General features: G+C 72.0%; 26 protein-coding genes. 12 read left to right on the forward strand and 14 right to left on the reverse strand.

Annotated elements, in window-relative coordinates:
* Nucleotides 1-44 precede the first annotated feature (44 nt).
* The 7 genes from BIU96_RS14115 to BIU96_RS14145 all read right to left on the reverse strand — a co-directional run bounded on the left by BIU96_RS14115 (nucleotide 45) and on the right by BIU96_RS14145 (nucleotide 5,872).
* Nucleotides 45-740 (reverse strand): alpha/beta fold hydrolase, encoded by a 696-nt coding sequence (locus BIU96_RS14115; protein WP_071293226.1) that lies wholly within the window; start codon nucleotides 738-740, stop codon nucleotides 45-47.
* 10 nt (nucleotides 741-750) lie between these two features.
* Nucleotides 751-1,296: a hypothetical protein gene (locus BIU96_RS14120; RefSeq protein ID WP_071293227.1), complete on the reverse strand. Its 546-nt coding sequence runs from the start codon at nucleotides 1,294-1,296 to the stop codon at nucleotides 751-753.
* Between the two features lie 44 nt (nucleotides 1,297-1,340).
* On the reverse strand, nucleotides 1,341-1,754 hold the full coding sequence (locus BIU96_RS14125; protein ID WP_071293228.1) for a Fur family transcriptional regulator: 414 nt from the start codon (nucleotides 1,752-1,754) through the stop codon (nucleotides 1,341-1,343).
* On the reverse strand, nucleotides 1,751-2,698 hold the full coding sequence (locus BIU96_RS14130; protein ID WP_071293229.1) for a metal ABC transporter permease: 948 nt from the start codon (nucleotides 2,696-2,698) through the stop codon (nucleotides 1,751-1,753). Before BIU96_RS14130 ends, BIU96_RS14125 begins: the two co-directional genes overlap by 4 nt.
* On the reverse strand, nucleotides 2,698-3,516 hold the full coding sequence (locus BIU96_RS14135; RefSeq protein ID WP_071293300.1) for a metal ABC transporter ATP-binding protein: 819 nt from the start codon (nucleotides 3,514-3,516) through the stop codon (nucleotides 2,698-2,700). The genes BIU96_RS14130 and BIU96_RS14135 overlap by 1 nt, the downstream gene beginning before the upstream one ends.
* Before the next feature lie 65 nt (nucleotides 3,517-3,581).
* Complete coding sequence (locus tag BIU96_RS14140) at nucleotides 3,582-4,493, reverse strand: metal ABC transporter solute-binding protein, Zn/Mn family (protein ID WP_071293230.1); 912 nt, start codon at nucleotides 4,491-4,493, stop codon at nucleotides 3,582-3,584.
* A 113-nt stretch (nucleotides 4,494-4,606) separates the two neighbouring features.
* Nucleotides 4,607-5,872: a PTS transporter subunit EIIC gene (locus tag BIU96_RS14145; protein ID WP_071293231.1), complete on the reverse strand. Its 1,266-nt coding sequence runs from the start codon at nucleotides 5,870-5,872 to the stop codon at nucleotides 4,607-4,609.
* Nucleotides 5,873-6,055: 183 nt separating this feature from the next.
* On the opposite strand from BIU96_RS14145, the gene BIU96_RS14150 reads away from it, so the two are divergent.
* On the forward strand, nucleotides 6,056-6,292 hold the full coding sequence (locus BIU96_RS14150) for a PTS transporter subunit EIIB (RefSeq protein WP_071293232.1): 237 nt from the start codon (nucleotides 6,056-6,058) through the stop codon (nucleotides 6,290-6,292).
* Nucleotides 6,289-6,741 (forward strand): glucose PTS transporter subunit IIA, encoded by a 453-nt coding sequence (locus tag BIU96_RS14155; RefSeq protein WP_071293233.1) that lies wholly within the window; start codon nucleotides 6,289-6,291, stop codon nucleotides 6,739-6,741. Before BIU96_RS14150 ends, BIU96_RS14155 begins: the two co-directional genes overlap by 4 nt.
* A gap of 81 nt (nucleotides 6,742-6,822) precedes the next feature.
* Here BIU96_RS14155 and BIU96_RS14160 read toward each other — a convergent pair whose 3' ends face one another.
* Nucleotides 6,823-7,557, reverse strand: coding sequence for a GntR family transcriptional regulator (locus tag BIU96_RS14160; RefSeq protein WP_071293234.1), 735 nt, complete (start codon nucleotides 7,555-7,557; stop codon nucleotides 6,823-6,825).
* Between the two features lie 107 nt (nucleotides 7,558-7,664).
* Here BIU96_RS14160 and BIU96_RS14165 point away from each other — a divergent pair, with 107 nt between their 5' ends.
* The 5 genes from BIU96_RS14165 to BIU96_RS14185 all read left to right on the forward strand — a co-directional run bounded on the left by BIU96_RS14165 (nucleotide 7,665) and on the right by BIU96_RS14185 (nucleotide 13,086).
* Nucleotides 7,665-8,303, forward strand: a complete 639-nt coding sequence (locus BIU96_RS14165) for a response regulator transcription factor (RefSeq protein WP_071293235.1) — start codon at nucleotides 7,665-7,667, stop codon at nucleotides 8,301-8,303.
* Nucleotides 8,296-9,498, forward strand: coding sequence for a sensor histidine kinase (locus tag BIU96_RS14170; RefSeq protein ID WP_083402924.1), 1,203 nt, complete (start codon nucleotides 8,296-8,298; stop codon nucleotides 9,496-9,498). The genes BIU96_RS14165 and BIU96_RS14170 overlap by 8 nt, the downstream gene beginning before the upstream one ends.
* Nucleotides 9,499-9,611: 113 nt before the next feature.
* A complete protein-coding gene (locus BIU96_RS14175; RefSeq protein WP_139200051.1) occupies nucleotides 9,612-11,615 on the forward strand; it encodes a bifunctional lysylphosphatidylglycerol flippase/synthetase MprF in 2,004 nt (667 codons plus the stop codon).
* Entirely contained in the window at nucleotides 11,612-12,892 is a 1,281-nt protein-coding gene (locus tag BIU96_RS14180; RefSeq protein ID WP_139200052.1) for an esterase family protein, read from the forward strand. The genes BIU96_RS14175 and BIU96_RS14180 overlap by 4 nt, the downstream gene beginning before the upstream one ends.
* A complete protein-coding gene (locus BIU96_RS14185) occupies nucleotides 12,889-13,086 on the forward strand; it encodes a hypothetical protein (RefSeq protein WP_071293237.1) in 198 nt (65 codons plus the stop codon). The genes BIU96_RS14180 and BIU96_RS14185 overlap by 4 nt, the downstream gene beginning before the upstream one ends.
* Here BIU96_RS14185 and BIU96_RS14190 read toward each other — a convergent pair.
* From BIU96_RS14190 to BIU96_RS14210, 5 genes are all read right to left on the reverse strand, one after another.
* Nucleotides 13,048-13,623, reverse strand: coding sequence for a GNAT family N-acetyltransferase (locus BIU96_RS14190; protein ID WP_071293238.1), 576 nt, complete (start codon nucleotides 13,621-13,623; stop codon nucleotides 13,048-13,050). The genes BIU96_RS14185 and BIU96_RS14190 overlap by 39 nt on opposite strands.
* A gap of 171 nt (nucleotides 13,624-13,794) precedes the next feature.
* Nucleotides 13,795-15,375 (reverse strand): dihydrolipoamide acetyltransferase family protein, encoded by a 1,581-nt coding sequence (locus tag BIU96_RS14195; protein WP_071293239.1) that lies wholly within the window; start codon nucleotides 15,373-15,375, stop codon nucleotides 13,795-13,797.
* Nucleotides 15,376-15,430: 55 nt separating this feature from the next.
* The gene (locus BIU96_RS14200) at nucleotides 15,431-16,390 is read right to left on the reverse strand and encodes an alpha-ketoacid dehydrogenase subunit beta (protein WP_071293303.1); all 960 of its coding nucleotides are present in this window, start codon (nucleotides 16,388-16,390) and stop codon (nucleotides 15,431-15,433) included.
* Nucleotides 16,391-16,476: 86 nt separating this feature from the next.
* Nucleotides 16,477-17,613 (reverse strand): thiamine pyrophosphate-dependent dehydrogenase E1 component subunit alpha, encoded by a 1,137-nt coding sequence (locus BIU96_RS14205; RefSeq protein WP_071293240.1) that lies wholly within the window; start codon nucleotides 17,611-17,613, stop codon nucleotides 16,477-16,479.
* Nucleotides 17,614-17,636: 23 nt separating this feature from the next.
* Nucleotides 17,637-18,716: a histidinol-phosphate transaminase gene (locus tag BIU96_RS14210; protein WP_071293241.1), complete on the reverse strand. Its 1,080-nt coding sequence runs from the start codon at nucleotides 18,714-18,716 to the stop codon at nucleotides 17,637-17,639.
* Between the two features lie 50 nt (nucleotides 18,717-18,766).
* Between BIU96_RS14210 and BIU96_RS14215 the strand changes: the two genes are divergently transcribed.
* From BIU96_RS14215 to BIU96_RS14235, 5 genes are all read left to right on the forward strand, one after another.
* Nucleotides 18,767-19,165 (forward strand): phage holin family protein, encoded by a 399-nt coding sequence (locus BIU96_RS14215; protein ID WP_071293242.1) that lies wholly within the window; start codon nucleotides 18,767-18,769, stop codon nucleotides 19,163-19,165.
* 128 nt (nucleotides 19,166-19,293) lie between these two features.
* A complete protein-coding gene (locus BIU96_RS14220; RefSeq protein WP_071293304.1) occupies nucleotides 19,294-19,806 on the forward strand; it encodes a low molecular weight protein-tyrosine-phosphatase in 513 nt (170 codons plus the stop codon).
* Nucleotides 19,803-21,188: an adenylosuccinate lyase gene (purB, locus tag BIU96_RS14225; protein ID WP_071293243.1), complete on the forward strand. Its 1,386-nt coding sequence runs from the start codon at nucleotides 19,803-19,805 to the stop codon at nucleotides 21,186-21,188. The genes BIU96_RS14220 and purB overlap by 4 nt, the downstream gene beginning before the upstream one ends.
* Before the next feature lie 201 nt (nucleotides 21,189-21,389).
* The gene (locus BIU96_RS14230; RefSeq protein WP_071293244.1) at nucleotides 21,390-22,508 is read left to right on the forward strand and encodes a hypothetical protein; all 1,119 of its coding nucleotides are present in this window, start codon (nucleotides 21,390-21,392) and stop codon (nucleotides 22,506-22,508) included.
* 101 nt (nucleotides 22,509-22,609) lie between these two features.
* The gene (locus tag BIU96_RS14235) at nucleotides 22,610-23,437 is read left to right on the forward strand and encodes a L,D-transpeptidase family protein (protein WP_254786155.1); all 828 of its coding nucleotides are present in this window, start codon (nucleotides 22,610-22,612) and stop codon (nucleotides 23,435-23,437) included.
* A 57-nt stretch (nucleotides 23,438-23,494) separates the two neighbouring features.
* Here BIU96_RS14235 and BIU96_RS14240 read toward each other — a convergent pair whose 3' ends face one another.
* Complete coding sequence (locus BIU96_RS14240) at nucleotides 23,495-24,409, reverse strand: LysR family transcriptional regulator (RefSeq protein WP_071293246.1); 915 nt, start codon at nucleotides 24,407-24,409, stop codon at nucleotides 23,495-23,497.
* Between the last annotated feature and the right edge of the window lie 6 nt (nucleotides 24,410-24,415).

Consider the following 24,415-nt stretch of genomic DNA (forward strand, 5'->3'; position numbering starts at 1 on the left):
GGCGGGGCGGGCGGGGCGGGGCAGCGACGACGGGTACCGGCGCGCTACGGGCCTTCGGTCGGCTTCGGCGCCAGCGCCTGCACCATGAGCGCACCGAGCTGCTCCGGCGCGGTGAACATCGGCCAGTGCCCGGTGTCGAGGCCGACGATCGAGAGGTCCTCGGTCGCGACGAGCTCGGCCGCCCAGGTCTGGTGGTCGGCCACCATCGTGGCGAGGTCCGTCGCCGGGATCTCGCACGTGATGACGGTCGCGGGGATGGTGTGCCGAGCAGCGTCGGAGTAGTGGAAGCGGTCGGACGGCACCGCGGCAGGCTCCGGGATCGCCCGGTGCTCGAACGCCTCGCGCAGTTCCGGGGTCATGCCCCGGACGGTCGCCGGTTCCCAGACGTCCCACGGCGGCAGCGGCACGACACCGTCGACCACGGGCAGCTCGTCGTTGACGCACCCGCCCTCGGGCCCGGGGAACGTGTCGACGTAGAGCAGGTGCGCGACGAGCGACGGGCGTTGGTCCGCCGCCATGTACGCGATCGGGCCCGCGCCGGAGTGTCCGGCGAGCACCACGGGCTCGTCCGGCGAGGCGACGTCGTCGAGCTTCGCCACGAGTGCCGCGACCTGCTCGTCGAGGGTGTCGCCGTCGCGGGTGACCGCCTCGACCGAGTGTCCGGCCGCTCGGAGCAACGGAGCGACGTCGTCCCACGCGCTCGCGTCGAGCCAGAATCCGGGCACCAGGATGACGTGCATGCTGCGGAGACTACTCGTCGTCACCGACACCGGTCGGGTCCGCGCGGCCCTCCCGCCAGGCGTCCGGGCACCGTGTCTCCAGCCACTCGGCGAGCTCGGCGTACCCGCGGTACACGGTGAAGACCGAGAACAGCTTCCGCCGCCGCTCGTTCCGCGCCGTCAGCCGGGTGAAGGTCGGACCACGGCCGGTGGACTGCAGCACGAAGCGGAGACTGACGATGTCGGCCGCTTCCACGCGACGGGTCCGCCCGAGGCCGACCCGGACGTCGAGGTGGTCGTCGTACCCGCGCACCCGTGAGCTGACGAGCAGCAGGCCGCACAGCACGAGCAGACCGCCGAACCCGCAGATGAAGAACACCGAGAAGCCGGCGAAGAGCAGCGCGGTGGGCTTGCCCGAGAACGCGTCCCCGAGTGCGGTCACGACGCCGACGAGGACCACCGCCCAGCCGAGCACCTCGAAGCCGAGGCCGTGCCGACGCGGCCGCCGCGCGACGAACAGCGGCTGCGCGTCCGTCCGTGACGCCGTGCCGCCCCACGTGGTGATGCTGTCGCTCATCCGTCCCCCTCGGACCGACCGCACCCGTCGACGCGGGTCCGCCCCTACGCCCCGGTCCGGGCCGCGGTGCAGTCCGCGCACTCGCCGAAGATGTCGACGACGTGGCTGGCGTTGGTGAACCCGTTCGCGGCCGCGACGTCCTGCGCCCACCGCTCGACCGGGTCCGCCTCGATCTCGACCGTCCGGCCGCAGTTCCGGCAGATGAGGTGGTGGTGGTGCTTGTCGGTCGTGCACGCCCGGTACAGCGATTCGCCGTCCTGCTGCAGCGAGTCCGCGTCGCCCTCGGTCGCCAGGTCGGAGAGCGCCCGGTACACGGTGGCGAGCCCGATCGTGGAGCCGTCGTCCCGCAGGTGCTGGTGGAGCGCCTGCGCGCTGACGAACCCCTCGGTGCTCGACAGCGCGGTGCGCACGGCTTCGCGCTGCCAGGTGTTCCGCTTCGGCTTCTGCACGGCGTTCATGCGGTCACTCCTTCCTTGCGGCCCGCGTCCGAGGACGGGTCCGGAGATGCGGACTGGAGGCGCGGTGCGCCCCCGTCGTGCTGGTCGCGGTCCGCGATCCGGTCGCGTCCACGGCGGTCCTTCCGTCCGCCGACGATGCGGCAGACGACCCAGATCACGAACGAGATCGTCGTGACGTAGGGGCTGATCGGCAGCCCGCCCCCGAGTGCGAGCAGGATGCCGCCGACGACCGACACGACGGCGAAGACCGTGGACAGGATCGGCACGACGACCGGGTGGGAGCTGAGCCGGAGCGCCGCCGCCGCCGGGGTGACGAGCAGCGAGAGCACCAGCAGGGCGCCGACGATCTGCACGGAGACAGCGGTCGCCAGGCCGAGGGCGAGCATGAAGACGAGCGCCAGGGTCCGCACGGGGACACCGGCGGCCGCGGCCACGTCGGGGTCGACCGACGAGAACATCAGCGGGCGCCAGATCACCAGGAGCGTCACCACGACGATGGCGGCGATGACGATGAGGAAGGTCAGCTGCGGGTTGTCGACCGACACGATCTGCCCGGTGAGCAGCCCGAACTTGTTCGCCGCACGCCCCTTGTAGAGCGCGAGGCAGAGGATGCCGAGCCCGAGGCCGAACGGCATGAGCACGGCGATGATCGAGTTCCGGTCGCGGGCCTTCGAGCCGAGCAGGCCGATGAGCAGCGCCGCGACGACGGACCCGACGAGCGACCCCGTGACGACGTTGACGCCGAGCAGCAGCGACGCGGACGCCCCCGCGAAGGAGAGCTCCGAGATGCCGTGCACCGCGAACGGCATGTTCCGTGCGACGACGAACGGACCGATCAGCCCGCCGACGACGCCGAGCACCGCGCCCGCCCAGATCGAGTTCTGCACGAGCACGAGGAGCTCGCCGTAGTCCTGGAAGGAGAAGACCGTCGACCAGACGTCCATCAGATCCGCCCTTCGTCGGGTGCCGGTGCGTGCGGGTCCGGGTCGCAGTGGTGGTCGTGCGCGGCCTCGTTCGCACCGACGATGACGATCCGGCCCATCGTCCGCACGACGTCGACGGGCGTGCCGTACAGGTCGCTCAGCACGTCGGCGCGCAGGACCTCGTCGGGCGACCCGATCCGGAACCGGCCACCGGCGATGTAGAGGACGCGGTCGACGACGTCGAGGATCGGGTTCACGTCGTGGGTCACGAACAGCACGGCGGCGTCCTGCTGCCGACGCTGCCGGTCGATGAGCTCGGTGACACCGCGCTGGTGCCGCAGGTCGAGCGAGATGAGCGGCTCGTCGCAGAGGAGGAGCGCGGGGTCGGCGGCGATGGCCTGCCCGACGCGAGTGCGCTGCTGCTCGCCGCCGGACAGCTCGGCGACCGGGGCGTCCGCGAACTCGGTCGCGCCGACCTCGTCGAGGATCCGGTCGATGCGTGCGCGCTCCGCGCGACTGGCGGGCAGGATCCCCCACCGCGAGCCGGTGACGCCCTGCGCGATCATGTCCCGCGCACGGAGCGGCGTGCCGGCGTCCATGAGCCGCTGCTGCGGGATGTAGCCGATCTTCCGGTGCCCACGGCGGACCGGCTGGCCGAGGAACGACATCGTGCCGCTCGTCAGCCGCTGCTGGCCGAGGACGGTGCGGAGGAGCGAGGTCTTGCCGGCGCCGTTCGGCCCGAGCACGGCGACGAACTCGCCGGGCGCCAGGTCGAGGTCGAGGTGCGACCAGAGTCGGCGCTCCCCGTAGGAGAGCTCGGCGTCGCGGAGTGCGAGCACGGCGGAACCGCCACTGCCGCGCTGGGCAGTGGCGGTCCGCTCGGAGGTCCGGGGGGAGACGGTGGTCACTTCTGGAGCGCCGCCTGCACCGCGTCGATGTTCGCCTGCTGCCACGAGACGTAATCCTGCCCCTTGGGGAGCGTCTCCGTGACACCGACCACCGGGACGCCCGCGTCGTCGGCGGCCTTCTTGACCTGCTCGGTCTCCGGGCTCGAGGTCTGGTCGTTGTAGGCGAGGAGCTTCACGGTCTTCTTCGTGAACAGCTTGAGGGTGTCGTTGAGGGCGGCCGGCGGGACGTCGTCGCCTTCCTCGATGGCCTCGGAGAAGGCCTCGGGGGTGACGTTGTCGAGGCCGATCGCGTCGAAGAGGTAGCCCGGCACCGGCTCCGTGTAGGCGACCTTCTCGCCGTCGTGGGTCTTCTTCAGGTCGGCGGTGTCGGACTCGAGCCCCTCGAGCTTCGTCGTCAGGGCGTCCGCGTTGTCCTGGAACGTCTTCGCGTCGCCCTCGTCGAGCGCGCTGAGCCGCTTCGAGACGTCGGCGACGAGCTTCACCATCGTCGGGTAGCTGTAGAAGACGTGTTCGTTGAACTCGGCGTCCCCGCCCTTGTCGAGCCCGGAGAGCTTCACGACGTTGATCGTGTCCGCCTTCGTCGTCGAGGCGTCGGCGAGCGTCGTCATGAAGTCGTCGTACCCGCCGCCGTTCTCGATGAGCAGGTCGGCCTTCGACACGGCGAGCTGCGTCTTCGCGCTCGACTCGAACGAGTGCGGGTCCTGCGACGGGTCGTTCAGGATGCTCGTGACGGAGACGTGGTCACCACCGATCGACTCGACGATCGAGCCGTAGACGTTCGTGGAGGCGACGACCCGGATCGTGCCGTCGCTCGAGGCGTCACCGGACGAGGGCGAGGTCGCGCAGCCCGTCAGGACGAGCGCGGCGGCGCCGGCGACGAGCGGCAGGGCGAGGAGGCGGTTGTGCATGTGCTCGAGCGTAGGGCTTCTTGATAACGGTTGTCAAAACCAGTATCAGCCGCCGGACGGACGGGAGGCGCGGTGCCGGCTGGCACCGCGCCTCCCGTGTGGAGCACCCGCGACTACGGCTTGGTGGCCGCGTCGATCGTGTTCTCGGCGATCGTGTCCTCCTCGCGCCCGGGGGTGCGGAGGTTCCACTTCTTGATCACGAAGCTGAACAGGAAGTAGTAGACGACCGCGTACCCGAGGCCGATCGGGATGAGCCAGATCGCCCCGTCCGCCTTGCCGAAGTTCAGCACGTAGTCGATCGCACCGGCCGAGAACGAGAACCCGTCGTGGATGCCGAGGGCGTTGACCAGGGCGAGCGACGTGCCCGTCAGGACCGCGTGGATGATGTAGAGCGGGAACGCCACGAACATGAACGAGTACTCGAGCGGCTCGGTGATGCCGGTCACGAAGGACGTGAGGGCGGCCGAGAGCATGATGCCACCGACGAGCTTGCGGTTCTGCGGCTTGGCGTTGCGCCAGATGGCGAGCGCACCGGCCGGCAGCGCGAACATCATGATGGGGAAGAAGCCGGCCTGGAAGATGCCAGCGGTCGGGTCACCGGCGAGGAAGCGCGCGATGTCGCCGTGGTACGTGACCCCGTCCGAGGTGAAGCTGCCGAGCTGGAACCACGGGAAGAAGTTGAGCAGCTGGTGCAGCCCGATCGGGATGAGCATGCGGTTGACGAACCCGAAGATGCCGCCGCCGATGACGGCGTTGTCCGCCACGGCCTGACCGGCAGCGGTCAGCGCGATGTCGAAGTAGCGGTACACGAACGACATCAGCACGGCGATGACCAGACCGGCGACCGCCGTCAGGATCGGGACGAGACGACGGCCCGAGAAGAAGCCGAGGAAGTCGGGCATCTTCGTGCGGTGGAACTTCTCCCACATGACCGCCGAGACGAGACCCATCACGATGCCGCCCAGGACACCGAAGTTGATCGTGGCCTGGTCGCCGTTCGCGTCCTTCACACCGGCGAGGACGATCGGCGACATCGCCGCGAACACCTGGTACATGACCATGTACCCGACGACGGCCGCGAGCGCGGTGGTGCCGTCCGACTTCTTCGCCCACCCGATCGCGATGCCGACGGCGAAGAGCAGCGGCAGCCAGGTGAACACACCATTGCCCGCAGCAGCGATGATCGTCGCGCCCTGTTCGAAGCCGGGGATCGCGCCGAGCATGTCGGACTGACCGAGGCGCAGCAGGATGCCGGCGGCCGGCATGACCGCGATCGGCAGGAGCAGGCTCCGCCCGAGGCGCTGCGCTTGCGCGAACAGCCTGGACTGCTTCTTCGGCTTCTTCTTCTCCGGCACGTCCGTGGCAGTGGTGGCGCTCATCGGAGGTCCTCTCGTCATTGGGTGGAGCTGTCGGGGTGAGTGAGTTGAGTCGTGCAGCCAGCGCAGGTAACCTCGGCGGTGTTCGCCAGGTCCGGTCCTGTCCGGTCATGACCAGTTCCGTAGTCTGAACCGAGACCGGTCCGGTGTCAACCTGGTACGAGAACCCTTAACGAGGAGGAAACGATGGCCGACATCAAGGCAGCCGACATCATCGCCGCGCTGGGTGGCGCCGACAACATCGAAGAGGTCGAGGGCTGCATCACGCGCCTCCGCGTCGAGGTGGAGGACGGCGACCTCGTCGACAAGGCCGCGCTCCAGGCCGCGGGCGCCCAGGCCGTCGTCGGTGGCGGCACCGGCTGGCAGGTCATCGTCGGCACCATCGCCGACAACCTCGCGCAGGACATCCAGGACGAGCTGTGACGAGCGTCCGGACCCCGTTCGCGGGCCCGGTCGTCTCACTGGCCGACGTCCCTGACCCGGTCTTCGCCGGGCAGCTCGTCGGCGCGGGCGTCGCGGTGGACCCGACCGGGGTCGAGGGTGCGGTCACCGCGGTGGCTCCCGTCGACGGCTCGATCGTGAAGCTGCACCCGCACGCGTTCGCGCTGCAGGGCGCCGCGGGGACGGACGTCCTCGTGCACGTCGGCATCGACACCGTGAAGCTCGCGGGCGAGGGCTTCGAGCTCCTCGCGGCCGAGGGCGACACCGTCAGCGCCGGGGACCCCGTGGTCCGGTTCACCCCGTCGGTGATCTCCGCCGCCGGCTACTCCCCGATCTGCCCCGTCGTGGTGCTCGGCTCCACGCCGGACTCGATCCCGCAGGACACGGTCGGCACGACCGTCCGTGACGGCGACACCCTCTTCGAGGCGTAGGCACGGCAGTGCTGACTCGGCCCCGCTCGTCGTGACCCGACGGGCGGGGCCGAGTCGTGCCTCCAGGCCAGCGACGACGGGTCAGGCGACCGCCTGCGAGGCGGTGACCTCCATCTGCACCCGGTACCGGTCCGAGCGGTACCAGCTGCGGGTGTGCTCCACGGGGCGCTCCCCCGCGTACGACACCCGGTCGAACTCCAGCACCGGGGCCCCCGTCTTCGTACCGAGCAGCGTCGCGACGTCGTCCGCCGCCGGGTTCGCCGCCACCGTCTGCTGCGCGCGGTCGATCGGCGTGCCGTACTCCGTCGCGATGATCGAGTAGACCGAGCCGGACAGGTCGTGGTCGAGCAGCCCCGGGAACGCGTCGGCGACGAGCCACGCGTCGTCGATCGACACCGGCGCCCCGTCCGCCATCCGCAGCCGCTTCACGTGGAAGGCCGTGACGTCGGCGTCGAGCCGCAGCGCCGCGGCGGTGTCCGTCGGCGGGACCTTCTCCTCGCGCACGAGCACCACCGTCGTCGGCACGTGCCCCATCGCGCGCATCTCCTCGGTGAAGGACGCCAGGTGGAGCGTGGACTGCACGGGACGGTGCGCGACGAACGTGCCCTTGCCGCGGACGCGCTCGAGGTAGCCCTCGTTGACGAGCTGGCCCAGCGCCTCGCGCACCGTGATGCGGGAGACCCCGTACTCGGCGATGAGCTGACGCTCGGACGGGATCGCGGCACCGGGTGCGAGCCGCGAGGTCGCGAGCTCGAGGAGGATGCGCCGCAACTGCTGGTGCTTCGGTTCGGCACCCTCGGTGATGCGGCTCGTCATGCGTCCCTCGTGCTCCGTCGCTGGTCCTGGGTGGTGGTCATGCGCGGACATGACCAGTTCCCTTCACAGTAGCGAGTCCCCCTCGGAACGCCAATGCACATGACAAGATGACGGCCGTGACAACCGTGGTGATCGTCGACGACGAGACGCTCGTCCGCTACGGCTTCGAGCTCATCCTCGGCGCTGCGCCGGACATCGAGGTCGTGGCCACCACCGGGGACGTCGACGCCGTGCAGGTCATCCGTGCGCACGCGCCGGACGTCGTGCTGCTGGACGTGCGGATGCCGCGGGTCAACGGGCTCGAGGTCCTGCGCGAGCTGCAGACCCTCGACGCCCCACCGGCGGTCGCGATGCTCACGACGTTCGACACCGACGAGTACGTCGGCCAGGCGATGGAGCTCGGCGCCGCCGGGTTCCTGCTCAAGGACACCGACCCCGAGGGCCTCGCCGAGTACGTGCGAGTCCTCGCCCGCGGTGGGGTGGTGCTGGCACCGGGCGTCGACCGCACGCGGCTCTTCGCGGCACGCACGTCGGCGGCCACGCCACCACCGGCGCTCTCCGAGCGCGAGCACGCCGTCCTGCGCCTGGTGGCCGACGGCGCGAGCAACCCGGACATCGGACAGCGACTCGGGGTGAGCACCGGCACCGTCAAGGAGGACGTCCGCGCCCTGCTCGCCGCGTTCGCCGTGCCCACCCGGGTCCAGCTCGCGCTGCGCGCGGCCGAGGCGGGACTGCTGGATGGCTGAGCCGACGACGGCCTCCCGCCTCCGTCGTGTGCTCACCGCGACCGACGGGAGGCTCGACCGCCTCGTCGACGCCGGCCTGCGCTGGGCGCGTACCCACCACGCCCCCTGGTGGCTGGTCGACGCACTGTTCGTCGCCGCCGCCGTCGCCGACGCCGTGCTCGACATCTCGGGCGCGACCACCGTCGAGACGTGGCTGTCACTGCTCGCGGCCGCAGCCCTGCTCCTCCGCCGCCGCTTCCCGGTGCTCGCGTTCGCCCTGACGATGCCCGGGCTGTTCGTGGGGTCCGCGGTGGTCGCCGGCAGCGTCGCCCTGTTCACCCTCGGCGAGCGCACCAGCCGCCGGTGGCTGATGCTGCTCGCGGCGCTCGTGCAGTTCGTCGGCTTCAGCGGGTTCGTGGGGCCGCCGCAGACCCTCGACGAGATCGTGGTCTCGGTCGTCTACGCCCTGATCTTCGCGCTCGGCCCGCTCGCCGTCGGGCTGCTCGTGCAGACCCGGGCGCGGCTGACCGACCAGCTCGCGGAGTCCCGCCGGGCCCGCGAGGACGAACGCCGACAGGCCGCGGCGGTGGCGCTGTCGCGTGAGCGGGCGCTCCTCGCGCGGGAGATGCACGACGTGGTGTCGCACCAGGTCACCCTCATCGCCGTGCAGGCCGGGGCGATGCAGATGGCCGGGCGGGACGAGGCCGAGCGCGGGTTCGCGCGGACGATCCGGCAGCTGTGCGTCGTCACCCTGCAGGAGCTCCGCGAGATGGTCCAGGTGCTCCGCGCCTCCGGCGGCACCGACCGCGAGATCGCCCCGCAGCCGGTGCTCGCCGACCTGCCGCGGCTCGTCGCCGAGAGCGGCCTCGAGACCAGCTGCACCGTCGACCTGCCGGACACCCTGGCGCGGCCGCTCCAGCGCGCCGTCTACCGGTTCGTGCAGGAGGGCCTGACCAACGTCCGCAAGCACGCCCCCGACGCCACCGTCCGGGTGAGCGGACGGATCCACGGCGAGCACGTGCTGGTCGACGTCGTGAACGGCCCGGCGCGCTCGGACCGCCTCGAGCTGCCCGGGTCGGGTCTCGGGCTGATCGGCCTCGGGGAGCGGGCGTCGCTCCTCGGCGGGAACATGGAGTCCGGTCCGCAACCGGACGACGGGTTCGCCCTGCACCTGCGGCTGCCCGTCGAGCACGTCCCGGCCGCGCGACCCGTCTGACGTCGCCCCGCCCTGCCGTGTCATCCCGCGGGCCAGCGCCGGTGGCCGATCGGCCATCACGGTTCACGCCGCGGAGCGATGACGCGGTGCCCGCGATCGGCTGGGATGAGATCGTGGCACCTCAAGCTCTGCTCGGACGACTCCGTCGCTTCCCGGTCTCCGTCGCCGTGACCGTGGCGGCGGCCGTGCTCGTCGTGACCGCGCGGATGGCCCACGCCGAACCGGACTTCCCGCACCACCCGCCCGTGGCCTGCCTGGCGCTGGTCGCCGTGGCCCTGACGACCGTCCTCGCCGAACGCTCCCTCGGGTCGCTCCGCACCCTCGTGATCGGCGTCCTCGCACCGACGCTCGGCGTGCTCGGCGCCCTGCTGACCGTGACCATCGGCTCCGCACTCGGCGAGGCCCACGCCGAGTTCGCGGTCGGCCAGCCGCTCCTCGCCCCGTCGGTCGTCGCCGCGGCACTCCTGGGAGCCGCCTCGGCGGCGATGCCGACCCAGCACCGGTGGCGGACGCGCGCGGCCCTGTGGACCGTCGTGCTCACGCTGGTGCTCTTCGCCGGCCACGGGTCGGACCTGGCCCGAGCCCTGGCGACCCTGCTCGGGACCGCGGCCGGCGCCGCCGTCGTGCGCCGCGCCTCCCGTCCGGACCCACGCACCACCCGCGACACCGTCGGCGCGCGCACGTGGGTCGTGGCGACGCTCATCGCGCTCGGTGCCGGCACCCTGGTGACCCTCGTCGTACCGGACCCGGACGGCGTGCTCTCGATCTTCTCCGACGCCATGAGCGACCGCGCCGTGGTCGTGGTCGGGCTCCTGCTGCTCGCGGCGGCGTGGCTCGTGCAGCGCGGGCGTCGGGCCGGGATCGTCCTGGCCGCCGGCGTGCTCGTGACGCTCACCGCCGTGTTGGCCGACGTGTTCCTCATCGAGCCGATGACCGACGACGCCGTGCGGTGGCAGGGCCTCGGCCTCGACGCCGTCGAGTGGCAGGTCACGCTGCTCGGCGCGTGGCTCGTGCCCGCCGTCGTGCTGCTCGTCGTGATCGCCCTGCGCGGCACGCTCGTCCGCGGCCGGTTCCTCGCGGCCGGCAGCTGCCGCGACGACCTGGTCGGGATGCTCCGCGACGGCGACGCGGGCACACTCGGGCACATGGGCACCTGGCGGGGGAACGCCATCTGGACGCACCCGGGCGGTCTGGGAGCCGTGGCCTACCGCGTCCGCGGCGAGGTCGCGCTGACCGTCTCGGACCCGGCGTGCGCCGCCGCCGACCGGGCCGAGGTCGTGGCCGCGTTCACCGCCTTCTGCGGTCGCAACGGCTGGGTGCCGGCGTTCACGAGCGTGCACGAACCGGTCCGTGCGATCCTCGCGGCCGAGGGCTGGACGGCGCTGCCCGTCGGCGTCGAGTCGGTGCTCGACGTCCGGTCGTTCGACCTGCGCGGCAAGAAGCGGCAGGACCTCCGGACGGCCTCGAACCGTGCCGACCGCGAGGGCGTCCGCGACGAGTGGACCACCTTCGGAGCGCTCGGCGACGACCACCGAGCCGAGGTCGAGGCGATCTGCACCCGGTGGGCGGCCGACCGACGGCTGCCCGAGATGGGCTTCACGCTCGGCGGCTTCCGCGAGCTCGACGACCCCGACGTCCGGCTCCTGCTCGCCGTCGCGGCAGACGGGCACGTGACCGCGGTCACCAGCTGGCTGCCGGTGTACGAGCACGGCGCGCTCACCGGGTACACGCTCGACGTGATGCGACGCGGCGAGGACGGGATGCCCGGCGTGATCGAGTTCCTCATCGCCCGGGCCGCCCTCCGCGCCCGCGACGCCGGACTGACCACGATCAGCCTGTCCGGTACGCCGCTCGCCGCACACGCCGGCGCCGGTGCCCTCGTCGCGCGCGGTTCGCTCCTCGTCGCCCGCGTGCTCGAGCCCGTGTACGGGTTCCGGTCGCTGCAGCGCTTCAAGGAGAAGTTCGGGGCCCGACACGAACCGCTCTGGATCGTGGTGCCGACGCCGTTGCACGTGCCGCGGGTCGCCCGGGCGCTGGCGAGTGCGTACGTGCCGGGCCTCCGGCCGAAGCACCTGTGGGCACTGCGCCAGGCACACCGGGCTGCGGTGCGCTCGTGAGCCCGACGGAGTGGTTGCTCGCGACGCAGTTGCAGGCGCCGTCGAAGCTCGTGCCGGCCGACGTCGCGTTCGCGGTGCTCGGCCTCGTGGTGCTCCTGCCGGCGCTGCGACGGGTGCGCGACCGGGGCGCGTGGCGGTCGGTCGGTCTCCGTGCCGCCGTCGCCGCCGGGTCGGCCGTCGCGGCGCTCGTCGTCTGCTGGGTCTGCAGCGACGTGCTCAACCTGTTCGGCGTCGCGCTGAGCCTCGTCACACGGATGTGGGTCGCCGTCGCCGCCGCGGCCCTGGGGCTGGCGATCACCGGCATCGTGCAGGGTGGCCGCGGGCGTCGGGTCCTCGCTGCGGTACTTGTCCCCGCCGCGCTGCTCGTGCCCGCGCTCGGCGTGAACGTCGAGTTCGCCAAGTACCCGACCCTCGGCACCGTCGTGCAGAGCAACCCCTACCCGGCGCTCGACCTCACGGCTACCCCCGCCGCCACGCTGCCCGCCGTCGGCGAGGTCCGCACGGTCGACGTGCCGGGCACACGCTCGGGTTTCCCGGCCCGTCCGGCCGTCGTCTACCTGCCACCCGCCGCCCTCGTGCGGGACCCCGCTCCGCTGCCCGTCGTGCTCGCCTTCTCCGGCCAGCCCGGGGCACCGAGCGACATGTTCACCGCCGGGCAGATGGGCACCGTGCTCGACGCCTACGCCGCCGCGCACCACGGTCGGGCGCCCATCGTCGTCTCGGTCGACCAGCTCTCCGCGCCTGGATTGAACACGATGTGCGTCGACTCACGGCTCGGGAAGGCCGCGACCTACGTCACCGAGGACGTCCCCCGCTGGCTCACCGCGCACCTGCCCGTCACGACCGACCGCCGCGCCTGGGGCCTCGTCGGGTTCTCGCAGGGGGCGACCTGCGCGATGCAGTTCGTCACCGGCGCTCCCGACCGGTTCGGGGCAGCCCTCGCGATCTCGAGCGAGCTGCAACCCATCGACCAGAACCCCCGGCACAGCGCGGACCAGGCGTTCGGCGGATCCGTCGCGGCGTGGAAGCGGGCAGCGCCGATCGCGCAGATGCGGGCGAACGGGCTCAACGGGGACACGCTCTGGCTCACCGCGGGGTCGGCGGACGAGGAGTTCAGCGCGAACGCCCGCACCCTCGGGGCCGCGGCACGGAAGGCCGGTGCAACGACCACGATCGCGTTCGCGCCGAGGAGCGGCCACGACTGGAACACCGTGCAGTGGTCGTTGCGTGCGGAGCTGCCGCACGAGGCGGACACCCTGTTCGGCGCGCTGCGGTGACGCACCTCGTGCTGGCCGTCGTCGCGTTCGTCGCGGTCCTGGTGCTGAGCCTCGGGCCGGTCGTGCTCGTGCCCCTCGCCGCGGTGCTCCTGGTGCTCTGCGCCGTCACCGCCGGAGCGCTGCCGCGGGAGCCGGGGGCACCCCGAACCCCGTCGTCAGGCGTTGGCGACGAGCCAGGCCCGCTGCGTCCGTGACAGTGCTCGATCGGCCCAGACCTGGCGTTCCACGCCGTCCGGCAGCGTCGACGAGGTCGATCCCTGCCACACGAGCGAGAGCCCTGCGCGTTCGAGCACCGCGGCCGAGGCAGGGTTGTTCGTCAGCACGCGACCGGTGATCGGGAACTCGGGCACGATGTCGTCGGCAGCAGCGACAGCGGCGCGGGCGATCTCCGTCGCGTAGCCGTGCCCCCATGCCCAGGGCGCCAGCCGGTACCCGAGGTTCCAGACCCCGGCCGCGGTCATGTCGACGCCGCCGACCCCGAGGAACGCGTGATCGGCAGCCGAGCGCACCGCCCAGGACCCGAGGCCGTGGCGAGCGCGACCACCGATCTTGCGCTGCACGAGGTCCACGCTCGAGGCCCGCACCGTGTGCCGACCGGCGGGCAGGTGCGTCCACGTCCGGGCGTCGGAGAACACGCCGTGCACGTCGTCGATGTCGGCGGGGGTCAGCGGGGTGAGGAGGAGGCGATCCGTTCGGATCTCCTGCGGGGGCATCAGGAGCTGGTGGACCATGGGGAGATCATCCCGCCGCCCACCGACATCCGGGTGAACGGCGCGCGACGAGTGCGGTTCCGGTGCGGACGTCCGCATCGAGGGAGCACGAGTCGTCGGGTCCGCCACGACCACCCGACGATTCCTGCTCCCTCGACTGAGTCTTGAGGGCGCGGGGCGGCGGCGCGGCGACTAGTCGAGCAGGAGTGCAGGCTCCTCGAGCACCGAGGCCACGTCGTGCACGAACCGCGACGCCACGTCACCGTCGACGACACGGTGGTCGAACGACGCACCGATGGTCGTCACCATGCGCGACCGCACCTCGCCGTCGACGACCCACGGCTTCGGCTTGATCGTGCCCATGGCGACGATCGCGACCTCGCCCGGGTTGAGGATCGGGGTGCCGGTGTCCATGCCGAACACGCCGATGTTCGTGATCGACACCGTGCCGTTCGCCATCTGCTTCGGCGTCGTCTTGCCGTCGCGGGCGGTCAGGGTCAGTTCCTCGAGGGCCTGCGCCAGCTCGAACAGCGACATGTCCTGCGCGTCCTTGATGTTCGGCACGATGAGGCCGCGCGGGGTCGCCGCCGCGATCCCGAGGTTCACGAAGTGGTGCACGATGATCTCGCGGTCGGTCCAGGTCGAGTTCACCGAACGGTTCCGGCGGACGGCCCAGATCACGGCCTTCGCGACGATGAGCAGCGGTGAGACCTTGACGCCCGCGAACGTCGGCGAGGACTTCAGTCGCTTGACGAACTCCATCGTGCGGGTCGCGTCGACGTCGACGAACAGCGACACGTGCGGAGCGGTGAAGGCCGAGGTGGTCATCGCGGTCGCGATGGCCTTGCGCACGCCCTTGACGGGGATCGTCTCGCTGCGGACGTCGCCCCATTCCGGGGTCTCGATGTTGCGGAAGACGCTCGCCTGCTTGGCGTGCCGGATGACGTCGTCCCGCGTGACCTCGCCCGCGAAGCCGGTCGCGACGATCTCGGTCAGCTCGACACCGAGGTCCTTCGCGAGCTTGCGGATCGGCGGCTTCGCCAGGACGTTCGTCGCGACGCTCTGCTTGCGCGCGGGTGCGGAGCCCTGCGCGGTGATCGCCTCGGCGGTGCTGTCCTCGCCCGGGTCGACGGAGGCTTCGGCCGCCGCTGCGGCGTCCACACTGGAGGCGCGGCTCGCCTCGGCCGCGAGCGCTGCTGCCCGGCGCGCGCCCGGCTTGCGACGGGACGGCGACGAGGTCGCCGAGCCGTAGCCGACGAGGACGGCGCCGGAGGACTCGTCGGTCCCGACGACGGAGGCGTCGACGGCGACCGGCTGTGCGGGGGCCGGTGCCGCCGGAGCGGGGGCGGCCGCGGCCGGAGCCGGCACGGGCGCGGCGACCGGGGCGGGCGCCGACGGGGCCTGCGCGGCGGGGGCAGCGGGAGCGGCCGGGGCGGGCGGGGTGGCCGTGACCACCGGCGAGGTCGGGACGCTGTCGGCGACCGGAGCCGCGCCTCCCGGCTGCCCGACGGCAGCACCGGAGGCGACCGACGCGTCGGAGTCGACCCGGATGATCGGCTTGCCGACCTCGACCGTGTCACCCTCGGACACGAGCAGCCCCGTGACCGTGCCCGCGAACGGCGAGGGCAGCTCCACGAGGGACTTCGCCGTCTCGATCTCCACGAGCACCTGGTCGACGGTGATCTCGTCCCCGATCGCGACGCGCCACTGCACGATCTCGGCCTCGGTCAGGCCTTCGCCCACGTCGGGCAGGGGGAATTCGGCGGCGGCCACTACGGCTCCTTCGGCGATCTGGACGAGGTCGGACGGGTGTCGGACGGACAGGGTGTCAGTAGGCGAGGGCGCGGTCGACGGCCTCGAGGACGCGGTCGGCGTCCGGCAGGTGCAGGTGCTCCAGCTTCGACACCGGGAAGGGCACGTCGAACCCGGAGACCCGCAACGGCGGCGCCTGCATCGTGTAGAACGCCTTCTCGGCGACCGTGGCGGCGATCTCGCTGCCGACGCTCACGAAACCGGACGCTTCTTGCGCGATGACGAGCCGCCCGGTCTTCCGGACCGAGGCGAGCAGCGGCTCCCAGTCGATCGGCGAGATCGAGCGGAGGTCGATGACCTCGCAGCTGGTGCCCTCGGACTCGGCGAGCTCGGCGGCCTGCATGAGCGTCGCGACCATCGCGCCGTGCCCGACGAGGGTGACCTCGGTGCCGGTGCGGGCGACGCGGGTGGTGTGCATCGGCACGTGGCCGTCGACGAGGTCGACCGGGCCCTTGGGCCAGTAGCGCGACTTCGGCTCGAGGAAGACGACCGGGTCCTTCGAGGCGATCGCCTCTTGGATCATCCAGTAGGCGTCGTTCGGCGTGCTCGGGCTCACCACGCGCAGACCGGGGGTGTGCGCGAAGTAGGCCTCGGGCGACTCCTGGTGGTGCTCCACGGCGCCGATGTGGCCGCCGTAGGGGATGCGGATGACGACGGGCAGCGACATGTGTGCCGGCAGCCGGTTCGCCATCTTCGCGAGCTGCGAGGTGATCTGGTCGAAGCCGGGCCACACGAAGCCGTCGAACTGGATCTCCACCACGGGGCGGTAGCCGCGCAGGGCCAGGCCGATCGCGGTGCCGATGATGCCGGCCTCGGCGAGCGGGGTGTCCCGCACGCGCTCCGGGCCGAACTTGTCCTGCAGGCCCTCGGTGATGCGGAAGACGCCGCCGAGCTGGCCGATGTCCTCGCCCATCAGCAGGACCTTGTCGTCCGCCTGCATCGCCGCTGCGAGCCCGGCGTTGAGGGCCTTCGCCATCGGCAGGGTCGGGGTGGGGTCGCTCGGGACCTCGCCGGCGCCCGGGTGGGAGCGCAGCGTGTAGTCGAAGAGCTGCTCGGTGGTGCTCATGCGTGGGCGCCCCCTTCGAAACCGGCCTCGTACTGTTCGAGCCAGGCCTTCTGCTCGGCGACCAGCGGGTGCGGCTCGCGGTAGACGTTGTCGAACATGACGTCGACGGACGGCGGGGTCAGCGCCACGGTGCGGCGGCGGACGTCGGCGGCGATGTCCTCGCCCTCTTCGTCGAACGCGGCGAACTGCGCGTCCGTCGCGCCCTTCGAGCGCAGGTACGCCTCGGAGCGGACGATCGGGTCGCGGCGGACCCAGTCCTCGAGCTCGCCGTCGGCGCGGTACCGGCTCGGGTCGTCCGAGCTCGTGTGCGCACCGATGCGGTACGTGTCCGCCTCGATGAAGGCCGGACCGTTGCCCCCGCGGGCGTGGTCGGTGGCGACGATGGAGGCCGTGTACGACGCCAGGATGTCGTTGCCGTCGATGAGCACGCTCGGGATCCCGAAGCCGCGCGGGCGGTCGACGAGCGGCGTGGGCGACTGCACCGACACCGGGACCGAGATCGCCCAGTGGTTGTTCTGCAGGAAGAAGACGACGGGCGCCTTGGTCGACGCCGAGAACACGTATGCCTCGTTCACGTCGCCCTGGCTCGTCGCCCCGTCGCCGAAGTACACGATGGAGCACGCGTCGCGGTCGGGGTCGCCCGTGCCGACGTCGCCGTCGAGCTTCTGGCCGAGTGCGTAGCCCGTGGCGTGCAGGGTCTGCGAGCCGATCACGAGCGTCGAGATGTGCGTGTTGCCGCGCTGGTCCGGGTCCCAGCCGCCGTGCGTCTGGCCGCGGTACATCGCGATGATCTCCATCGGCTCGACGCCGCGGTGCATCGTGACGGCGTGCTCGCGGTACGAGGGGAACACGTGGTCCTGCTCGCGGAGGGCGAAGGCCGAACCCGTCTGGGCGGCTTCCTGCCCGTGGCTCGGGACCCAGAGGCCGAGTTGACCGGTTCGCTGGAGGTTGTGACCGGCGTGGTCGAACCGACGGGTGAGGACCATGCGGCGGTGCATCGCCAGCAGGGTCTCGTCCGGGATCGCCCGCGCGGCGGCGGCGAACTCGGCGTTCTCGTCGGTCTCCACGAACCGGCCCTCGGTGTCGAGGAGCCGGATGGTGGTCGTCGCGGGGGCCGCGGCGCGGAATGACATGCGGGCCAGCGTAGCGGCAGCGACTACCCCGCTGCCTGGAGGTCCCCCACAAGTGCACGGGCGGTTTCGAGGAGCGTTTCCACAGCCTCGTGCTCGCCGATCGAGATGCGGATGCCCTCGGGTGCGAACGCCCGGACGATGATGCCGGCGCGCTCGAACGCCTCGGCCGCGACCGCGGTGCCCGCGCCCGTCGGCAGCCACACGAAGTTGCCCTGCGCCTCTGGTACGGGCCAGCCCTGCTCCCGCAGCGACGCGACGATCCGGTCGCGGAGGGCTGCGAGTTCGGCGACCCGTTCGAGCAGCTCGGTCTCGCGCTCGAGGCTGGCGAGCGCCGCCGCCTGCCCCTGCGCCGTCACCGACAGCGGGATCGCGCAGGCACGTACGGCGTCGAGCACGTACGCCGGCCCGAAGGCGTAGCCGACACGGAGTCCGGCGAGCCCGTAGGCCTTCGAGAAGGTACGGAGGACGACGAGGTTCGGGTAGCGCTCGAGCAGCGCGGCACCGCGGACGGCCGTCGGGTCGGTCACGAACTCGGCGTACGCCTCGTCGAGGACGACCAGCACCGAGGACGGCACCGACGCCATGAAGGCCTCGAACTCGGGGCCGGTCACGATCGGCCCGGTCGGGTTGTTCGGGGTGCAGACGATCACCATGCGGGTGCGGTCGGTCACGGCGGCGGCCATGGCGTCGAGGTCGTGCCCGCCGTCGGGGCGGTTCGGCACCTGCACGCTCGTGGCGCCGGCGACCGTGACGACGCCGGGGTAGGCCTCGAAGGACCGCCAGGCGTAGACGATCTCGTCGCCGGGTCCGGAGGTGGCCTTCGCGAGCTCGTGCAGGATCGCGACGCTGCCCGGGGCGACGTGGACCTCGTCGACGGTGAGGCCGAAGCGGTTCGCGAGCACGGCGCGGACGGCGAGGGCGGTCGCGTCGGGGTAGCGGTTGAACGCGGTCTGGGCCTGCACGGCCTCGACGACGCCGGGGAGCGGCGGGAACGGGTTCTCGTTGCTCGACAGTTTGAAGGCGTCGGCGGCTGCCTGGCGTCCCTGCTTGTAGGCGGGCAGTACCGCGATCTCGGGCCGGATGTGCACGCGCGCGTCAGTCACCCCGTCAGGGTATCTGTCCCCGCACGGCACCCGGAGGGCATCATGGGGGCATGCGATTCCTCGTCCGCCTCGTCGTCAACGCCGTTGCGCTCTGGCTCACCACGCTCATCGTGAGCGGCGTCTCCGTCACCCCGTTCGGCGACGGCGGCACCCTCGCCGCCGTGCTGACCTACCTGCTCGTGGCGTTCGTGTTCGGTCTCGTGAACGCGGTCATCGGCACGCTCATCCGGATCGTGGCGTTCCCGCTCTACATCCTGACGCTCGGGCTCATCTCGTTCGTCGTGAACGCGATCCTCCTGCTCATCGTCGCGGGCATCTCCTCCGCCTTCGGGTTCGGGCTCGACGTGGAGTCCTTCGGCTGGGGCATCGTCGGCGCCTTCGTGCTCGCCGTCCTCGCCTGGCTGATCGGGCTCTTCACCCGCCCGGTGCTCAACCGTCAGCGCGCGTGACGCGAGCCGACGACGCGACCGGCGCCGCGCCTCCAGTCCGGACGACGGACGCGACGCCGGACGCGACGCCGGACGCGACGGAGGGGACGACCGTCGCGGACGCCCCCGCGCTGCGCCATGATGTCCCCATGACCACGGACGCCGACGCCCCGTTCCGTGTCTCGTTCGTCTGCAGCGGCAACATCTGCCGCTCCCCGATGGCCGGCATCGTGTTCGCGCAGCTCGCCGCCGACGCCGGCATGGCCGAGCGCTTCCAGGTCGAGTCCGCCGGCACCGGCGACTGGCACGTCGGTGAACCCGCCGACGAGCGCACGATCGCAGCACTCGCGGCGCGCGGATACGATGGCAGCAGGCATCGCGCCCGTCAGTTCGACCCGGACCGGTTCCCGGACCTCGACCTGGTGGTCGCACTCGACCGCTCCCACGAACGCATCCTGCGCTCGTGGGCCCCGACCATGGACGACGCCGCGAAGGTGACGCTCCTGTTGCGGTACGACGACGCCTGGCCCCAGCAGACCGACGTACCGGACCCGTACTACGCGGACCGGCACGAGTTCGACCGAGTGCTCTCGACCGTCGAACGGGCATGCCGGGCGCTCTTCCGCCAACTCGAGCCGGCCGTCCGTCAGGGAGCCCCATGACCCCCCTTCCCCCGCAGCCGATCAGCCCGCTCGACGGGCGCTACTACCCGATCGTGCACACGGTGGGCGAGCACCTCTCCGAGGCCGGCCTCAACCGCGCGCGCATCGTGGTCGAGGTCGAGTGGCTCATCTTCCTGACCGACCACGCGATGTTCACCACGTCGCCGCTCAGCGTCGACGACAAGGCCGCGCTCCGCCGGGTCGTCGAGACGTTCGGGCAGGACCAGATCGCCGAACTCGCCGAGATCGAGGCGACGACCCGCCACGACGTCAAGGCGGTCGAGTACTTCGTCCGTCGTCGGCTGTCGGAGCTCGGGCTCGACGCGATCGCCGAGCTCACCCACTTCGCCGCGACGAGCGAGGACGTGAACAACCTGTCGTACGCGCTGACCGTGCGGGACACCGTCGAGCAGGTCTGGCTGCCGGCGTTCAAGGCGGTGCTCGGCGTGCTGCGCGCCATGGCCGACGAACTGAAGAGCGTCCCGATGCTCTCCCACACGCACGGCCAGCCCGCGACCCCGACCACACTCGGCAAGGAGCTCGCGGTCGTCGTCTACCGCCTCGAGCGCGTCCTGGCGCAGATCGAGGGCGGCGAGTACCTCGGCAAGTTCTCCGGGGCGACCGGCACGTTCTCGGCGCACCTCGCCGCCGACCCCGAGGCCGACTGGCCCGCGCTTTCCCGCGAGTTCGTCGAGGGCCTCGGCCTGAACTGGAACCCGCTGACGACGCAGATCGAGTCGCACGACTGGCAGGCCGAGCTGTACGACCGGGTCCGCCACGCGAACCGGATCCTGCACAACCTGGCAACGGACGTGTGGACCTACATCTCGATGGGGTACTTCACGCAAATCCCCGTCGCGGGTGCCACCGGGTCGTCGACGATGCCGCACAAGATCAACCCCATCCGGTTCGAGAACGCCGAGGCGAACCTCGAGATCTCGTCGGCGCTGTTCTCCACGCTGTCCGAGACCCTCGTGACGTCGCGGCTCCAGCGGGACCTCACCGACTCGACCACGCAGCGGAACATCGGCGTCGCGTTCGGGCACTCGCTGCTCGCGCTCGACAACCTCCGCCGTGGACTGGGCGAAGTCTCGGTGAACGAGGCCCGGCTCGCCGAGGACCTCGACCACAACTGGGAGGTGCTCGCCGAGGCCATCCAGACGGTCATCCGCGCCGAGGTCACCGCCGGGCAGTCGAACATCGAGGACCCGTACGCGATGCTCAAGGAGCTCACGCGCGGCAAGCGGATCGGGCAGGCGGACCTCGTCGCGTTCGTGAACGGCCTGGACATCTCGTCCGGGGCGAAGGCGCGGCTGACGAACCTGACGCCGGCGACGTACACGGGGCTGGCGGACGAGCTGGTCGACCACCTCGACGTCTGAGCGCTCACGCCCCCTCGCACTGCGCGGGACTGCGCCGGGCTGCCACTGCCACGGGCGCCGACGTTTCCGGACGTTCACGTGACGTCCGACGCTTCCTCACGTAGGCTCACGACGGACGCTGGGGGGACCGCGACGACGCGGAGCACGGAACCGGGTCTGCGCTGCACCCCGCTCGGGTGCTCGAACCGGAAGAACCCATCCATGCGCCGTACCACCATCGCCACCGCCGCCGCGGTGACCGCGCTCGCAGCCGCGCTCGTCGCCCTCCCGGGCGTCGCGACGGCCGAGAACGCCCCGGCCCCGACGCCCACCGCGTCCCAGCAGTCCATCACGGGCACCGCGGGCGAGGGCACCGCAGCGAAGGCCTCGCCCGAGAGCCGTGCCGCGACGCCGGCCGGCACCGAGTGGGTCACCGCGGACGACCTCACCACCTGGACGACCGGGAGCTTCCCGGCGACCTGGTTCACCACGGGCGGCACGCCCACGTTCGGCGCGAGCGGTGTGACGCTGCCGATGAACACGCTCCTCGCACACGTCACGACCGGCAGCGCCGCGACCGACCTCACCGACGTCCGCAGCACGGTGAAGGCATCGCAGGACGGCCTCGGTCTCGGCACCGCCGACCTCATCGCCACCGGCGACGCGCGGTACGCGCTGGTGGTCGACGCCGCTGGTTCGCCCGACAACACCCCGGGCGACGGCATCGTCCTCACCACCTCGGCCACCGGCCCCACCGCCGTCGACGGCACCTGGACCGCCAGCCTCCCGGTCGGCACCATCGCGGCCGGCACCCCGGCGACCCTCGCCGCCTTCCAGGCCCAGTTCGCCGCGACCGCGCCGGACGCCACGATCAACGCGTACGGCGCGCTGACGATCACCGCGACCGGCACGGTCACGGGGATCTCGCGGAACAGCGACAACACCTACTTCACCCCCGAGCCGACCGGCACGCTGCGCGTCCCGACCCCGACCACGCAGTCGTCGCTCCGCGACCCGGGCGTACAGTTCACCGCGACCGGCTTCCTGCCGGGTGAGAAGGTCCAGCCCGCGGTCCTGCTGCAGGACCTCGAGTACCTCCCCGCCGACCAGGTCTTCACCGCCGACGCGGACGGCAACGTCTCCGGAACCGCCACGTTCAGCGCCGACATCCCGGCCGGTGACGTCGTCATCACCCTGAGCGGTGCCGACAGCGGCATCCTGGTCAGCTTCGCCGTGACGGTCGTGGCCGACCCGACGACGCCGGGCACCGACCCCACCCCGGTGGACGACCCGGCCCCCGTCGCGGTCCCCGTTCCGGGCAACGCGGCCTTCACCGGCTGATCGACAGCACCGACCGACCTGACGCCCACCGCGGCGTCCGACGGCGCCCGGCCAGTTCCACGCCGGGCGCCGTCGCCACGTCCGAACCGAGGAGCCGCACCGTGCCCCGACCGTCGTCGTCACGCCTCCGCCCCGGGGTGCTCGCCGCCGTCGTGGCGATCGCCGTCGCTGCGGTGATCGTCGTCCTGGCGATGCGGCCGTGGTCGGCTCCGGTCGCCGCGCCGACCTCGACGCCCTCGTCGATCGCCTCGAGCACGCCGACGCCCAGTGCGACCCGGGGACCGACCCCGACTCCGACACCGACGCCGGGGAGCGCTCCGGTGGACGCGGTGCACGCGCCGGCGACGTCGACGGTCGCTGCGGTCCGCGGCGCGTCGATCGCGGTGCACGCCGGCCCCGGTCGCGCGGTCACGACGACCCTGACGAACCCCCAGGCCTCCGGCGCTCCGCTGGTGTTCCTCGTGGTGGCGCAGCAGGACGGGTGGGTGCAGGTGCAACTCGCGCAGCGTCCGAACGGCAGCACCGGCTGGGTGGAGAAGGCGTCCGTCGACCTGTCCGCCGACCCGTACGCGATCGTGGTCACGACGTCGACCAACACCCTCGAGCTCTACAAGGCCGGCACGGTCGTCGACCGTTACCCCGTCGCGACCGGTACCGGCGGCACACCGACCCCGACGGGGCACTTCGCGTTGACGGAGCTGCTGGCGCCGACGAACGCCGGGTACGGCCCGTACGCGTACGGCACGACCGCGTTCTCCGACGTGCTGAACTCGTTCGGCGGCGGTCCGGGGCAGATCGGGCTGCACGGCACCGACGACTCGTCGAGCATCGGGACCGACTCGTCGCACGGCTGCGTCCGCATGCACAACGCCGACATCAGCGCGCTCGCGAAGCTGCTGCCGCTCGGCACACCGATCCAGGTGCGCTGACCGGTCCGGGGATCCGGCCTGGAGGCGCGGGGCGGCCCCGCCGCGCACCGCACCACCTCAGGCGGTGACGTCCAGGGCCTCGGCGACCAGCGCCTCCAGGACGGTGCGGACACCGGGACGGACCGCACGGTCCGGGCGCACCAGCGCCTCGATGCGGCGACCGGCTCGCACGTCCGCGAGTTCGGCCAGGTGGAAGCGTCCCGGCGCGCGGGTCCCCGAGGTGTACCGCGGCACGAGCGCGACACCGTGGCCCGCGGCGACCAGGTTCTCGATCACGGGTAGGTGGACCGTGCGGAACCCCACGCTCGGCGGGGTGTCCGTCGCGGTGGCCATCGCCGTGAGCACCCGGTCGATCGGGTAGCCCACCGGCACGCCGATCCACTCCTCGCCGACGACGTCGTCGATGCGCACCCGTGCTCGTGTCGCCAGCCGGTGCCCGAGCGGGAGCGCCACGTCGAGCGGTTCGCGCAGGAGCGGTACGGTCTCGAGCGCTGCCCGACCCGCTGGGGGCGCCCCGTCCGGCCGGTGCCCGATCACGACGTCGTGGTCGGCCGCGAGCGGTCCGAACTCGTCCTCGCTGACGTCCACGTCGACGAGCACGAGCTCGATCCCGGGGTGCTCACGCATCCGGGTGAGGAGCCCGGGCAGCAGGAGTTCCGCCGCGGACGGGAAGACGGCGAGGTCGACGCGGCCGGTGGCACCTCCGAGGTGCTCTCGCCAGGCGGCGTCGACCTGCGCGATCGCCGTCGCCACACCACCCGCGAGCCCCGCGAGGACGCGCCCGTCCTCCGTCAACCGGACCCCGCGGCCGACGCGCTCGACCAGGGCCACACCGACCTGGCGCTGCAGGGTCTGGAGCTGTTGCGAGACGGCGCTCGGCGTCCGGTGCGTAGCCGCGGCGACGGCGGTGACGCTGCCGCGCTCGGCCAGTTCGCGGAGGACGGCGAGCAGCTGGACGTCGAAGTCGACCATGCAGGG

The organism is Curtobacterium sp. MCBA15_008, assembly GCF_001865065.1.
Lineage (GTDB): Bacteria > Actinomycetota > Actinomycetes > Actinomycetales > Microbacteriaceae > Curtobacterium.